12 protein-coding genes are annotated in these 14,015 nt (G+C 71.1%); 4 read left to right on the top strand and 8 right to left on the bottom strand.

The window, feature by feature from the left end; translation table 11 throughout:
- Positions 1–156: 156 nt before the first annotated feature.
- Positions 157–1,215, bottom strand: a complete 1,059-nt coding sequence (locus MYF83_RS29940) for a Gfo/Idh/MocA family protein (protein ID WP_248964088.1) — start codon at positions 1,213–1,215, stop codon at positions 157–159.
- On the opposite strand from MYF83_RS29940, the gene MYF83_RS29945 reads away from it, so the two are divergent.
- Positions 1,214–1,972, top strand: coding sequence for an SDR family NAD(P)-dependent oxidoreductase (locus MYF83_RS29945; RefSeq protein ID WP_248964089.1), 759 nt, complete (start codon positions 1,214–1,216; stop codon positions 1,970–1,972). The genes MYF83_RS29940 and MYF83_RS29945 overlap by 2 nt on opposite strands.
- Positions 1,973–2,098: 126 nt before the next feature.
- Positions 2,099–3,097, top strand: a complete 999-nt coding sequence (rfbB, locus tag MYF83_RS29950) for a dTDP-glucose 4,6-dehydratase (RefSeq protein ID WP_248964090.1) — start codon at positions 2,099–2,101, stop codon at positions 3,095–3,097.
- Positions 3,098–3,118: 21 nt separating this feature from the next.
- Here rfbB and MYF83_RS29955 read toward each other — a convergent pair whose 3' ends face one another.
- The gene (locus MYF83_RS29955; protein WP_248964091.1) at positions 3,119–4,186 is read right to left on the bottom strand and encodes a glucose-1-phosphate thymidylyltransferase; all 1,068 of its coding nucleotides are present in this window, start codon (positions 4,184–4,186) and stop codon (positions 3,119–3,121) included.
- Positions 4,183–5,409 carry a nucleotide disphospho-sugar-binding domain-containing protein gene (locus MYF83_RS29960; RefSeq protein ID WP_248964092.1) on the bottom strand — a complete coding sequence of 409 codons (1,227 nt, stop codon included), beginning with the start codon at positions 5,407–5,409 and terminating at the stop codon, positions 4,183–4,185. The genes MYF83_RS29955 and MYF83_RS29960 overlap by 4 nt, the downstream gene beginning before the upstream one ends.
- A gap of 265 nt (positions 5,410–5,674) precedes the next feature.
- Between MYF83_RS29960 and MYF83_RS29965 the strand changes: the two genes are divergently transcribed.
- Together MYF83_RS29965 and MYF83_RS29970 are read left to right on the top strand one after the other, a co-directional pair.
- A complete protein-coding gene (locus MYF83_RS29965) occupies positions 5,675–6,829 on the top strand; it encodes a cytochrome P450 family protein (protein ID WP_248964093.1) in 1,155 nt (384 codons plus the stop codon).
- A gap of 28 nt (positions 6,830–6,857) precedes the next feature.
- Positions 6,858–7,904 carry a methyltransferase gene (locus MYF83_RS29970; protein WP_248964094.1) on the top strand — a complete coding sequence of 349 codons (1,047 nt, stop codon included), beginning with the start codon at positions 6,858–6,860 and terminating at the stop codon, positions 7,902–7,904.
- Positions 7,905–7,923: 19 nt separating this feature from the next.
- Here the strand turns inward: MYF83_RS29970 and MYF83_RS29975 are convergent, their stop codons facing one another.
- The 5 genes from MYF83_RS29975 to MYF83_RS29995 all read right to left on the bottom strand — a co-directional run bounded on the left by MYF83_RS29975 (position 7,924) and on the right by MYF83_RS29995 (position 13,809).
- Positions 7,924–8,892, bottom strand: coding sequence for a TAXI family TRAP transporter solute-binding subunit (locus MYF83_RS29975; RefSeq protein ID WP_248964095.1), 969 nt, complete (start codon positions 8,890–8,892; stop codon positions 7,924–7,926).
- 16 nt (positions 8,893–8,908) lie between these two features.
- Positions 8,909–10,291 carry a HAMP domain-containing sensor histidine kinase gene (locus MYF83_RS43970; RefSeq protein ID WP_248964096.1) on the bottom strand — a complete coding sequence of 461 codons (1,383 nt, stop codon included), beginning with the start codon at positions 10,289–10,291 and terminating at the stop codon, positions 8,909–8,911.
- Between the two features lie 33 nt (positions 10,292–10,324).
- Positions 10,325–11,005 carry a response regulator transcription factor gene (locus MYF83_RS29985; RefSeq protein WP_308201516.1) on the bottom strand — a complete coding sequence of 227 codons (681 nt, stop codon included), beginning with the start codon at positions 11,003–11,005 and terminating at the stop codon, positions 10,325–10,327.
- Positions 11,006–11,567: 562 nt separating this feature from the next.
- Positions 11,568–12,773, bottom strand: coding sequence for an acyl-CoA dehydrogenase family protein (locus tag MYF83_RS29990; protein WP_248964098.1), 1,206 nt, complete (start codon positions 12,771–12,773; stop codon positions 11,568–11,570).
- A gap of 4 nt (positions 12,774–12,777) precedes the next feature.
- The gene (locus MYF83_RS29995; protein WP_248964099.1) at positions 12,778–13,809 is read right to left on the bottom strand and encodes a phosphotransferase family protein; all 1,032 of its coding nucleotides are present in this window, start codon (positions 13,807–13,809) and stop codon (positions 12,778–12,780) included.
- Between the last annotated feature and the right edge of the window lie 206 nt (positions 13,810–14,015).

Here is a 14,015-nt window from a genome sequence, read left to right on the forward strand (position 1 = left end):
CATGGGATGGCTAGGCCCGGTCCTGGACGTCGCCTGACCTGGCCGTATCCCGTCCGCCCTCGCACTCGTATCCATGGCCGAAGTATCTCAGCGACTTGCTGTGCACACGCACGCAGCGAGATCGTTTACAGACCAGGCACGCAACAGCCTCTATCGCTAGCCGAGCCCGCGCGGGCGCAGTCCTGAGTGCCGGTAGAAGCCGTCGATCAGCCGCAGGGTCGCCGCCGCGTTCTCCGGACCGGTCCGGACCCGCCCATGCGAGAGGACGGCTGCGGCGAACGCCCGGAGCTGGGCGAGGTAGGTCGGCTCGCCGGGCACGCGCTCGCGCCGCGTCTCGCCGCCGGCGCGCAGGACCAGGCGGTGGAACACCTGCGGCATGAGGTAGCCGCTCACCCGCAACTCGCCGCGTTCCCCGGTCACCCGGACCGATATCGACGGGCGGGCCGCGCTCCACAGCGAGCACCGGAACCGGCCGGTCGCCCCGCCGGGAAAGACGCACTCCCCGGTCATGGCACGGTCGACGCCGGGGCCGCGCAGCAGCGCCCGGGCTCCGGTCACCACCGGCTCGCCTGGGCCGACCAGGCGCAGGCAGTCGATCGCGTAACATCCGGCGATCATGGTGGCGCCACCGCCGAGCCCGTAGTCGTACAGGACACCGTCGAAGCGCGGGACGGGCCAGCAGTTGGCGGTCTCCACGTGGATGATCGGCCCGAGCGCCTCCCGCGCGAGGACGCGCATCCGCTCGGCGAGCGGGTGATGGCGGTAGTGCATCCCCTCCATGACGACCAGGCCGGTCCGGCGGGCCGCGGCGGCCACCTCCTCGGCCTGCCGGGCGTTCGCGGCCAGTGGCTTCTCGCACAGCACGTGCTTGCCCGCCTCCAGCGCGCGCAGCGTCCACTCGGCATGCGCGGCGTTCGGCAGCGCGATGTAGACGGCGTCCACGCCCGCGTCCTCCAGCAGCGCCTGGTAGCCGGGCCGGACGCCGGGAACCCCATGGCGGGCCGCGTAGCGGCGGGCCCGTTCGGGATCGCGGGCCGCGACCGCGACCACCTCCACCTCGGGAACGGCCCGGGCCGGGCCGAACAGCGCCTCCGGCGCGACGCGCGACGCGCCGAGCACTCCCATCCGCACCACCCGCATGCCGCGACGGTAGCGGCCGGCTTTCGAGCCGACCTCGAGCCGTCCTGCAGGAGGCGTCGTTAGCGTGCCGACCATGTCATCAATGGATGGGAAGGTCGCCCTGGTCACCGGGGCGAGCAGGGGAATCGGCGCGGCGATCGCGCGGGAGCTGGCGGCGCGCGGCGCCGCCGTGGCCGTCAATTACCGGAACTCCGCCGACGGCGCCGAGCAGGTGGTCAAGGAGATCACGGCCGCGGGCGGGCGTGCCCTCGCCGTCCAGGCGGACGTCACCGACGCCGGCGCCGTGCGCGAGATGGCCGAACGGGTCGGCGCCGGGCTCGGCCCGGTGGATGTCCTGGTGCTCAACGCGCACGGCTTCGACGAGAAGGTACGGGCGCTGCCGCTCGAGGTGGACGTCGAGGCGCTGGTCGACGTCGTCGGCGGGCAGCTGCGCGCGGCCATGCTCCCCGTGCAGGCCTTCGTACCGGGGATGGCCGAGCGCGGCGGCGGGTCGGTGGTCTTCGTCTCCGCGCTCATCGCCCGTGACCCGTGGCCGCTGTCGATCACCCACGGGGCGGCCAAGGCGGCGATGGAGCTGGCCGCCAAGGTGCTGGCGCGGACCGAGGCCCGGCACGGCGTCCGGGTGAACACCGTGATCGCCGGCATCACCCGTACGCAGGCCTCCGCCCAGATCCCGCAGGACAAGCTGGACAAGCAGGCCGCCCTCATCCCGATGCGGCGGATCGGCGAGCCGGAGGACGTGGCGCGCGCCGTCGCCGCGCTCGCCGGGGACGACACCGCCTACGTGACCGGCGCCTTCGTGCCCGCCTGCGGCGGCGCGCTCATCTTCTGACCGCCACGCCTTCCGAGCGCCACAGCTTCTGACCGCCACGACGCCGGCGGGCCCGGCGGGCCCGCCGGGGCCGGCCGCGACCTGACCTCTGCCCGGCGTCGAGTGCCATCGGCCAGCATTCCGGGCATGAGCACTCTTCTCGTGACCGGCGCGGCGGGTTTCATCGGCGCCAACTTCACCCGGTACTGGCGGCGCGCGCACCCCTCCGACACGATCGTCGCGCTCGATCTCCTCACCTACGCCGGCGACGAGGGCAACCTCGCCGGCCTGGCCGGGGAGATCGTCTTCGTCCAGGGCGACATCGCCGACCTCTCGCTCGTGACCGGCCTGCTCCGCGAGCACCGCGTCGACGTGGTGGTGCACTTCGCCGCGGAGTCGCACAACAGCCTCGCGGTACTGGATCCGGGGCTGTTCTTCCGGACCAACGTGCTCGGCACCCAGACACTGCTCGACGCCTGCCGGGTCGTCGGCGTCAGCCGGTTCCACCACGTGTCCACCTGCGAGGTGTACGGGGACCTGGCCCTGGACTCGCCCGACGCCTTCACCGAGGAGTCGCCGTACCGGCCGCGCACGCCCTACAACGCGAGCAAGGCGGGCGCCGACCACGCCGTACGGGCCTACCACGAGACCTACCGGCTGCCGGTCACCATCTCGCACTGCGCCAACAACTACGGCCCGTACCAGTTCCCGGAGAAGGTCCTGCCCCTGTTCGTCACCCAGGCCCTCCTCGGCGAGCCGCTGCCGCTGTACGCCTCGACCGGCAACCGGCGGGAGTGGATCCACGTCGAGGACCACTGCCGGGCGATCGACGACATCGTGCACCAGGGCTGCGACGGCGAGGCCTACCACGTGGGCACCGGGGACGAGGTGAGCGTCGAATGCCTCGCCGACCTGGTGCTCGACGAGCTCGGCCTGCCCGCGGACCTGAAGACGATCGTCCCCGACCGGCCCGGGCACGACCGGCGCTACCTGCTCGACTCCGGCAAGATCCGGAGCGAGCTCGGCTGGAAGCCGCAGGTGCCGTTCGAGCCCGGGGTGCGCGAGACCATCCGCTGGTACCGCGACAACCGGGCGTGGTGGGAGCCCCTGCTCGGCCGGCGCCCCGTCCACGAGCCTGGCACCTGACGCTCGGCGCCCAGGGCGCGTTCAGCGGTCCAGGCGCACCAGGCTGTGGTCCCCGAGGACGAGCCGGTGCGCCTTGGGCGCGCACTCGGCGAGCGCCACGGTGACGTCCTTGCCGACCAGCGAGTCCTGGATGCGGCGGACGCCCCGGATGACCGAGCGTTCCATGACGATGGAGTACTCGATCTCGGTGTGGGACAGCTCGCAGTTCGCGCCGATGGAGGTGAACGGGCCGACGTAGCTGTCACGCACCCGCGTACCGGCGCCGATCACGAGCGGGCCGACCAGGTGGGACCCGCTCACTTCCGCCCCCTCCTCCACCACCACCCGCCCGCTCACCCGGGTGCCGGCGCAGACGCGCCCGCTGACGCGGTGCGCGACCGTCTCCAGCACCATCCGGTTGCATTCGAGCATGTCCTCGACCCGCCCAGTGTCCTTCCAGTAGCCGGAGATGACGTGCGACCGGACATCGGCGCCCCGGTCGATCAGCCACCGGAGCGCGTCGGTGATCTCCAGTTCGCCGCGGGCGCTGGGCTCTATGGCCCGGACCGCCTCGTGCATACGCGGCGTGCACAGGTACACCCCGACGATCGCCAGGTCGCTCACCGGGTGCGCCGGCTTCTCCGCGACGCCGACCACCCGCCCGGCCGTGTCCAGTTCGGCGACGCCGAAGTTACTCGGATCGGGCACCTTGGTGAGCAGGATGTCCACGTCCGGCCGGGAGACGCGGAAGGTCTCGACGAAGCCGGCGATGCCGTTGACGATGAAGTTGTCCCCCAGGTACACGACGAAGTCGTCGTCGCCGAGGAAGTCGCGGGCGATCAGCACGCAGTGCGCGAGGCCGAGCGGCGCCTCCTGCGGGATGTAGGTGACGCGCAGCCCGAAACGCGACCCGTCGCCCACCGCCGCCCGCACCTCGGCGGCGGTGTCCCCGACGATGACGCCGGCCTCCCGGACGCCCGCCTCCCGCAGGGCCTCCAAACCGTAGAACAGCACCGGCTTGTTGGCGATCGGCACGAGCTGCTTGGCCGAGGTGTTGGTGATCGGCCGGAGCCGGGTGCCTCGGCCGCCGGCGAGCACCAGTGCCTTCATCGCGCTTCCGTGCCGGCCAGCTTCTCCAGCACCGGCACGAGCCCGGCGGGCGCCGGCTGCCGCTGGATGTCGGCCTGGACGCGCCGCGCCGCCTCGCCGTACGAGGGGTCTTCGAGCAGGCCCGCCACGATTTCGCGCACGCGCTCGGCCGTGGCGTCCGCGGGGAACAGGTGGTGCCCGGCGCCGGTGGCGGCGAGCTGCTCGATGCTGATGCGCGGCTCGGGCACCTCGGTGATGCCGAGCTGGGGAACCCCGCACACGGCCGAGGTGAGCGTCGTCCCGGCGCCGCCCTGGTGGACGATGGCCGCGCAGGTCGGCAGCAGCATGTGCAGCGGCACCCAGTCGACCAGGCGCACGTTGCCCGGCAGCTCGCCGAGGTCTCGCCGCAGCTCGGCCGAGCCGGCGAAGATCACCTCGACGTCGAACCCGGCGACGGCGCCCACCACGCGGCGGACCAACTCGGTCACGCTCTCGCCGAGGATTCGCTCCTGCGTGGTGCCCCAGGTGACGCAGACGCGGGGCCGTCCCGGGGGTTCGAACAGCCAGTCCGGAGACGCGCCGGGCCCGTTGTAGGGCACGTAGCGCTCCTGGTAGCGGTTGAGCGAGGCGGGCGCGGGCCGGATCGCCAGGCCCTCCTCCAGCCGCAGGATCGGGGGGCAGGGGTCGATCCACGCGGTCGGGTGGTGCCGCGGCTCCACGCCGAACCGCTCGAACAGCTTCAGGAAGCCGGGGAGCGGTTCGCTCCCGAGGTCCTTCATCTCGATGCGGAGCAGCCCGGGCGAGCCGAACATGTGCGCGACGGTGGGGACTCCAAGGACCTGCCCGGTCACCGGCCCCGCGAAGGTGACCGGGTCGTGCACGATGACGTCGGGCCGCCAGGCCCGGCCGTACGCCACCAGGTCGTCGACCATGGCCTCGCACATCGCGAACTGCATGTTGGCGAGGTTCTCGAGCATGCCCGACCACGCCGCCCGCTGCTGCTCTTCGGGGGTCTCCGCCTTGACGTCCCGTTTCGGCGCGAAGTCGCCGCGCGCGAGCATGGCCGCCAGGTCGAGGTCGTGGCCGACCGCGACGGCCGGCAGCCCCGACTGCGTGATCGTCTCGACCAGTGAGGGGGTGCTGGCCATCCTGACCTCGTGTCCGGCGGCCATGCAGGCCCAGGCGAGGGGGACCATCGGGTAGAAGTGCGGACGCTCGGCGAACGTGGTGAAAAGCAGGCGCATGCTGATCGCCCTTCTCGGATCCGTGAACAGGCCGTGCGAAATGCTCCCGGCGCGGCATCGAGTGCCGGTCGAACAGCGGTCGAGCGGGCTGCCCGCCCGTCCTCGCGGGAGCTCTGCGGCCGTCCGCGCAAGGACCTGTCCACCAGTCCACACGAGAGCTCTCCGCCCGTCCTCGCGAGAGCTCTCCGCCCGTTCTCGTCTCCCCCTCGAGGGCGCGTCGTCTTAATCGGGGATCTGACGCCTCACCTCACTATCGGAGCAAGACATGGACGGAAACGCCCTCACGGCCGCCGTTCCCTACGCGCCCGGATTCCAGGCCGACCCCTACCCCGTGCTGGCGCGGCTGCGCGAGACCGACGGGGTCGTGCCGATCCCCCACCCCTTCCTCGACGTCTCCACCTGGCTGGTCCTGCGGTACGCCGCGGTCCGCTCGCTGGTCACGAACGGACGGGTGGTCAAGCCGGTGGAGGAGGGCGAGCCCCCCTCGCTCAACAGCGCGCCGCCCGACCACACCCGCCTGCGCAGGCTGGTCCAGCAGGGCTTCTCCACCGGCAGGATCGAAGGCATGCGCTCCCGCGTCCAGCGGATCGCCGACGACCTCGTGGACGGCTTCGCCGGGCGCGGCGAGGCCGACCTCATCGCCGAGCTCACCGGCCCGTTGCCCGTCATCGTGACCGCCGAGATGCTCGGCGTGCCCGCCGGCGAGCACGACGAGGTGCGGCGGCGCACCGCCGGGTTCCTGCACGGGGAGTCGGCCGAGGGACGCGACGAGTCGTTCAAGCTGTCGTGGGAGTACCTCGTCGACCTCGTGGCCGCCAAGCGCGCCAGGCCGGGCCCTGACATGACCAGCGCGCTGATCGCCGCCCGCGACGACGAGGACCGGCTCAGCGAGGACGAGCTCGTGCGGATGCTGCTGACCCTGCTCGTGAACGGCTTCGCCACCACCATCTGGTTCATCGCGAGCGCCGTGCACGCCCTGCTGGCCGACCCCGGCCAGCAGGAGCTGCTGCGGCGACGGCCCGATCTGCTGCCCGGCGCGGTGGAGGAGACGTTGCGGTGCGAGCCGGTCGTCAGCGGCGTCACCTGGGTGGCCGACGAGGACCTCGTCGTGGACGGTGTGCGCATCCCGCGCGGAGACCTGCTCATCACCTCCTTCCAGTCGGCCAACAGGGACCCGAGGGTCTTCGCCGATCCCGACCGTTTCGACATCTCGCGCAGCCCCAACCCCCACCTCGGTTTCTCGCACGGCATCCACCGCTGTCTCGGCGCCCCGCTGGCCCGGATGGAGACGCGCATCGTGCTCGCCACCTTGCTGCGCCGCCTTCCCGGACTGGCCCTGGCCCGCGAACCGCGCTGGCAGCCGAACAAGGTCGTGCGCGGCCTGGAAGAGCTGCCCGTGACCTTCACCCCCACGCCCTGACACCGCGAACACCGTAGAGAGGCATCAGATGACGACGATTCCGTCCGCCCCGCACGTCAGCGACGTCGCGGCGGCCACCGCCATCGTGCGGCTGAACACCGCCTACACCGCGGCCAGGACCCTGCACAGCGCCGTGGAGCTGGGCCTGTTCGAGATGCTGGCCGAGGGCCCGGCGACGCTGCCGCAGATCCGCGAGCGGCTCGGGCTCCATCCCCGCATGGCGGCCGACTTCCTCGACGCCCTCGTCGGGCTCGGCCTGCTGCTCCGCGACGACGACGGCGGCTACGCGAACGCGCTGAGCACGGCAAAGCTCCTGGTGCCCGGAACCCCCGACTACATCGGCGGCACGGTCGCCAAGAGCGCGCGCCACCACTACACGATGTGGGGTGCGCTCACCGAGGCGCTGCGCGACGGCCGGCCGCGGTCGGCCGGGCTCGCCGACAAGGAGGCGATGAAGCGGCTCTACGGCAACCCCGAGGCCACCCGCGAATTCCTCGGCCACATGGACGCGCACAACGGCTTCTGCGGACGCGAGGTCGCGCGGTGCGTGGACTGGGGTCGGCACCGCTCCTTCGTCGACGTCGGCGGCGCGCGCGGCAACGTCGCGGCGCAGATCGTGGGCCGCCATCCCCACCTGCTGGGCGGCGTCTTCGACCTGCCGGCGCTGGAACCCCACTTCGACGAGCACGTGGCGCGGCTCGGCGTGGCGGACAGGGTGACCTTCCACCCCGGCGACTTCTTCGCCGACGAGCTGCCGGAGACCGACGTCGTGGTCATCGGGCACGTGCTGCACGACTGGCCGGTGGAGGTGCGGCAGATGGTCATCGAGAAGGCCTTCCGCGCGACCCGGCCAGGCGGCTTCCTCGTGGTCTACGACCAGATGATCGACGAGGATCGGCGCGATCCGCATCCCCTGCTCACCAGCCTCAACGTGCGCCTGGTCCGCGAGGGCGGCTCGGAGTACGCGGTGGCGGAGATCCGTGACTGGGCCGAGAAGGCGGGCTACAGGTTCGCCTACTCCGTCCCGGTCGCCACCATCGGCGACGACACGGTGTTCGTGGCCGCCAAGGACTGAGCCTTCCGAGCACAGTCCCTCACAGCGTCGTCGAGGACACCGACTTGACCTCACGGTAGTAGCGGATCGCGCCGGGGTGCAGCGGGGCGGGGGCGGTGAAGATGGCCGTGCGCTCGTGCAGGTGCTGGGCCTCGGCGTGGGCCGCGGCGAACTCGCCGCGGGCCTCGAACAGCACGCGGGTCAGCCAGTACGCCTCCCCCGGGTCCATCCGGTCGTTCACGACCAGCAGGTTGTGGATGCCGACGGTCGGCACGCTGCCCTGGGACAGGTTGTAGGTCATCGCGGGGATCGTCTTGCGGACGTACACGTCCTGGTAGCGCCGCTGCAGGATCTCCACGTACTCGCCGAGCGGGATCACGTGGATGGGTTTCGCGGCGGACAGGCCGGCGATGGCCGGAGTCGGCAGCCCGCCGGAGAAGAAGAACGCCTGGATCCGGCCGCTCACCAGCGCCTGCACCGAATCGGCGACGCTCAGGTGCAGCCGCTGGAGCCCCGAGAAGCGGGCCATGCCCAGCACCCGGTTGGCGACCAGTTCCGTGCCGGAGCCGGGGGCCCCGACGCCGACGTGGTGGCCGGACAGGTCGTCCAGGTGGTCCACGGAGGTGCCGCGGAGGCTGACGATCTGCACGTAGTCGTCGTAGATCTGGGCGAGCGCGGAGAGCGGCAGGGGCCGGGTGAACGGCGGCAGGCCGGCCACCGCGAGGGCGACCGAGTCCAGGCTGGCGAAGGCGACGTCGGCCATGCCGTCGGCGACCAGCTTGAGGTTCTCCACCGACGCGGCGGTGGCGCGGACCTCGGTGTCGGAGCCCCACTGGCGGTGCAGGTGGCCGGCGAGCGCGCGGCCGAGCTCGTAGTACACGCCCCCCTTGCCGCCGGTCGCGATCACCAGCCGCCGCAGCGGGGGGCGGCCCGCGGAGCAGGCGTTCAGGGCCATCGCGAGCGGGAGCGCGAGAGCGGCCCGCCGGGTCAAGGGTGGGGTGAGCCGCATGGCTCCTCCTCGGATCTCAAGATGAGGTGGCGCTCGGCAGCGGCAGGCGGACGCGGGCGTCGACGCCGGACGGCTCCGCCACGCGCAGTTCGAACCGGCCGCCCATCCGGGTGACGAGCGTCGCGCAGATGGCGAGGCCGAGACCGGAGCCGGGTTTGCTCTCGCTGCCCGGTCCTCGCCAGAAGGGATCGGTGGCGCGTGCGGCCGCCTCCGGTGACATGCCCTCGCCGTCGTCGAGGACCCGGATGTCCACACACCCCGGGTCCTCCGGGTCCTCCGAGTCCAGGACCTCCACCTGGACGGTCACGGTGGTGCCCGGCCCGCAGAACTTGATCGCGTTGTCGATGAGCGCGTCCAGTACGTGGATGAGCATGCCGCCGCTCGACACGGCGGATGCCGAGGCGCCCCCGGTACGGCGCAGCCGTACGCAGTGGCGCGCGGCGAGCGACTCCCACGCGAGGATCCGCTCGGTGGCGATCGCGCCCACGTCCTCCACGCATGTAGTGACCGTGTCGGACTCGGCCCGGCCCAGGGCGAGCAGCCCGTCGCAGATGCCGGTCAGCCGGTCGACCTCCTCCAGGGTCTCGGTGAGCCGGGTCGCGCCGGAGGAGTACTCCTCGCAGAGGCTCTCGAGCTGGAGGCGCAGCACCGCCAGGGGGGTGCGCAGCTGGTGGCTGGTGTAGGAGATGAAGGCGCGCTGCTTGTCGATGAGCTCCTCGATCATCTTGGCCATGGTGTTGAACGAGGTGGCGAGGTTGCGCAGCTCCTCCGGCCCGGTGGAGGCGTCGGTGCGCCTGGTCAGCTCCCCGGCGGCGATGGCGTTGGCGGCCTGGTCGAGCTGCCGGACCGGGCGCAGGATCCAGCGCGCCATGGGCTCCACGACGAGGCGCGCGAGTCCGAGAATGACCAATCCGCCCAGGACCAGGATCAGCCACCACGTCAGCGTGCTCATGCGGGCACGGTCGGTGGGCGAGAGCGTCACGGCCGCGCCGACGACCTCGCCCTCCACGACGATGGGCACGGCGACGACCAGAGCCGAGGTGTCCCACGGCCAGATGAGCGACGGTGAGCTGGCGCGTTCTCCCGACAGTGCCGTCTCGATGTCGTCCTTCTCCGCGACGCCGATGCCGGTGCCGGGCCGGGTGTCGGCCGCGATCCGGTTCTCGCGCGTCACCAGCACCGCTCGCACCCCGTACAGCGTCTGGTAGCGGTCCAGCTCGGCGGCGATGTCGGTCATCGGGTGGGTGGCGGAGGTGGGCTGGGCGAGGTGCGCGAAGCGTTCGGTGTCGCTCTGCCTGTCCAGGACCATGGTCTGGGTTATCGACTGGGCCGTCACCATCGCCGCCGGGATGGCCAGGCACAGCAGCGTGAGCACGATGAACGAGAGAAAGATCACCACCAGACGTCTCCGCATGGCCCGCCCAATCCCGAATCATCCGATGTGGCGCGTGGACTCCATGTCCGAGGGCACGACGATGCGATAGCCGACGCCGCGGATGGTCTGGATCAGGCTGGGGCGGCCGAGCTTGGCGCGGAGGTTGGTGATGTGCACGTCGAGGGTCCGCCGCGCGGCCTGGCCGGTGTCGTTCCAGATCTCCAGCAGCAGGTGGTCGCGGCTGACGACCTCCCCCGGGTTGGCCATCAGGCGGGAGAGCAGGGTGAACTCCTTTCTGGTGAGGGCGATCGGGGTGCCTCCGCGAAGGACGGTGTGGTTGACGTGGTCCACCGCGACGTCGCCGACCTGCACCGCGCCGACCATTCCGGTCCTCGGTCTTCGCATCACCGCCTGCATCCTGGCCTCGAGCTCGGCCATGCTGAACGGCTTCACAAGGTAGTCGTCGGCGCCGGTGCGCAGGCCGAGCACGCGGTCGTGCTCGCTGGCGCGGGCCGAGAGCATGATGATCGGCACGTCGCTGAACTCGCGGATCGAGCGGCACACCTCCAGTCCGTCCTCGTCTGGCAGACCCAGATCGAGGAGCATCAGGTCGTACCCGAACGTCTCGCGGGCCGCCGCTCCCGATGCGGCGTGGACCACGTCGTAGCTATGGCTCCTCAATAAGGAACCGAGAGCTTTTGCCATGCGTTCGTCGTCCTCAATCAGAAGAACCCGCACGCCGCCCCCAGATTATGAATGCGAACTTATCGTCCCATACTCATATAAAAGACCGACCATGACCATGATCTTGGACCTTAACTGATCGTCAGATCCATCTGTCATGACAGAATTTCGTTCGGCAGCAGGGGTGCCGCGCGCACAATCTCGACCGGTCCACCAGGCCCTGAGCCGCCCGCAGGCCCGTTCCACGGCCCGGGCCTGCGGAATCCGGCGACGCCCCACGGCGTGACGCGCCCCGGCCGGCGCCCGCCGGCCGGAAGGCGGCCTCGGATCGGCGGTCCACACTTCACCAAAACGGAGATTCATCAACGGCATAGCCTAAACAGTGCGATTCACCTCAAGTCGCGACTTTACTCCCCGGGTACGCTGTCGGCCGCATCAGGAAAGGTGGGGATATCGGATGCCTCTCGCCCCAGGAACGCCCGCGTGAGCGGCGCATGACATAGTTAAACTTTCACCTATTACCACCGGGGGACACCGCCGGCACCTGCCTGAAGCAGCGGATCCTCTGCCCGGGACGAGCGGCGCGGCGGACGAGGATCGACCGGGGTCCAGGGTGTCAGCCGACGTAGGGGCGTTCGCGTCTGAGCTCCTCGCGGGCGATCGAGCGGCGGTGCACCGCGTCGGGCCCGTCGACGATACGCAGGACGCGGGCCCAGGCGTAGAAGTAGGCGAGCGGAGTGTCGTCGCTCACGCCCATGCCGCCGAAGACCTCGATGGCCCGGTCGATCACCTTGGTCGCCATCGCGGGCGCGGCAACCTTGATCGCCGCGACCTCGGTGCGCGCGCCCTTCGCGCCGTACTTGTCGATCAGCCAGGCGGTCTTGTACACGTACAGCCGGGCCTGGTCGATGTCGATGCGCGACTGCGCGATCAGTTCCTGGACCACGCCGTGCCCCGACAGGTGCGAGCCGAACGCCACCCGGGACTTCGCCCGGTCCACCATCAGGGCCAGCGCGCGCTCGGCCATGCCGATCGCCCGCATGGCGTGGTGGATCCGCCCAGGCCCGAGACGCGCCTGGGCGATCATGAACCCGTCGCCCTCTCCCGACAGCAGGTTCTCCGCCGGGACCCGCACGTCGCGCAACACGATCTCGGCGTGGCCGTGCTGGTCGTGGTAGCCGAAGATCGGCAGGTCCCGCACGATCTCCAGGCCCGGGGTGTCCCTCGGCACCAGGATCATGGACTGCCGGCGGTGGGTGTCCGCCTCCGGGTCGGTCTTGCCCATCACGATGAACACCTGGCAGCGCTCGTCCGCCGCGCCGCTGGTCCACCACTTCCTGCCGTTGATCACGTACTCGCCGCCGTCGCGGACGATGCTCGTCGTGATGTTGGTGGCGTCGGAGGACGCCACGTCCGGCTCGGTCATCGCGAACGCCGAGCGGATCTCCCCGTCCAGCAGCGGCTCCAGCCACCGCTTCTTCTGCTCCTCGGTCGCGAACAGGTGCAGCGTCTCCATGTTGCCGGTGTCGGGAGCCTGGCAGTTGATCGCCTCGGGCGCGATCACCGGCGACCATCCCGAGATCTCGGCGACCGCCGCGTACTCCAGGTTCGACAGCCCCGAGACCGCGGGCAGGAACAGGTTCCACAGCCCGCGCTTCTTCGCCGAGTCCTTCAGCCTCTCGAGCACCGGCGGGTGGGCGTGCGGGTGGTTCTCCGCCCGCCAGCGCTCGTACTCCTTCTCCGCGGGGAACACCTCCTCCCGCATGAAGTCCCACATCCGGGCGCAGGCTTCCTCCGCCTTCGGCGACAGCGCGAAATCCATGTCCTCAGCCTTCCTGTCCGAGCCTGGCCAGGCCGCTCTCCGCGATCCTTCGCACCTCGCCACCGAGGTCGCCGAAGTCCTGCCCGGCCATCGCCCCGGCCGCCACCCGCGCGGCGATGCCCTGGGCGATCACGGCATATTTGAAATGGGCGAACGCCTCGTAGAACGCGACGTCACCGAGCGGGACGTCCATCCGCGCGGCGTAGCGTTCCACCAGGTGCGCCCGCCCCGGGAACCCCGGAGTGCGCGACACCGCCGGTATCAACGGCTGCGGCTTCTCCCCCGCCTCGCGCCAGTAGAACAGCAGCAGCCCGAGGTCGGTCAGCGGATCGCCCAGCGCCGACAGCTCCCAGTCGAGCACGGCACTCACCCTCGACGGGTCGCCGAGGTCCATCAGGCAGTTGTCCAGCCGGTAGTCACCGTGCACGATCGAGGAACGCCCACCGGCCGGCATCCGCCGCGCCAGCAGGCGGCCGAGCGCGTCGACCGCCTTCACCTCACGGGTCTTGGACCTCTCCCACTGGCCGGTCCACCGCCGGATCTGCCGCTCCAGGAAACCGGCCGGACGCCCGTAGTCGCCCAGGCCGACCGCCTCCGGGTCCACCGAGTGCAGATCGGCGAGCACGTCGACCAGCGCGTCCACCAGCGCGACCTTCTCCCGATCGGTCTCGGCGTACCCCTCGGGCAGCCGGTCGCGGATGATGTGACCGGCGACCTTCTCCATCACGTAGAAGGGCACGCCCAGCAGGTCGCCCATGGGCTCGTGCAGGACCACGCGGGCCACCGGCACCGGCGTGCCGGCCAGGGCCCGCTGGATCCGCGCCTCGCGGCCCATGTCGTGCGCGCTCGGCAGCAGATCGCCCGACGGGGGCCGGCGCAGGATCAGCGCGCCGGCCTCGCTGGTCAGCTGGAAGGTCAGGTTCGACTTGCCGCCGGCGATGAGCGCGGCCGCGAGCGAGCGCCACCGCTCGTCGCCCGTCGCCTCGGCGACGACCGCTCCCAGCCGGTCCGGCCGTACCAGGTCGTCGATGCTCATCGCGCCTCCCCCCGCAGCTCGCGCCGCAGGATCTTCCCGGTCGAGGCGCGGAGCGGTTCCTCCATCATGGGGACTTCGGTCACGTAAGAGCCCTCCTGAACAGACGAACAGATCGATCGCTCGCCAATCGACCACAAAAGCAAGCCTCACACTGCACCATACGTGCTGTCCAGCGGCATTCACGTAGTTTTCACCCGCGATCGGAT

The organism is Sphaerisporangium perillae, from assembly GCF_023276435.1.
Taxonomy (GTDB): domain Bacteria; phylum Actinomycetota; class Actinomycetes; order Streptosporangiales; family Streptosporangiaceae; genus Sphaerisporangium; species Sphaerisporangium perillae.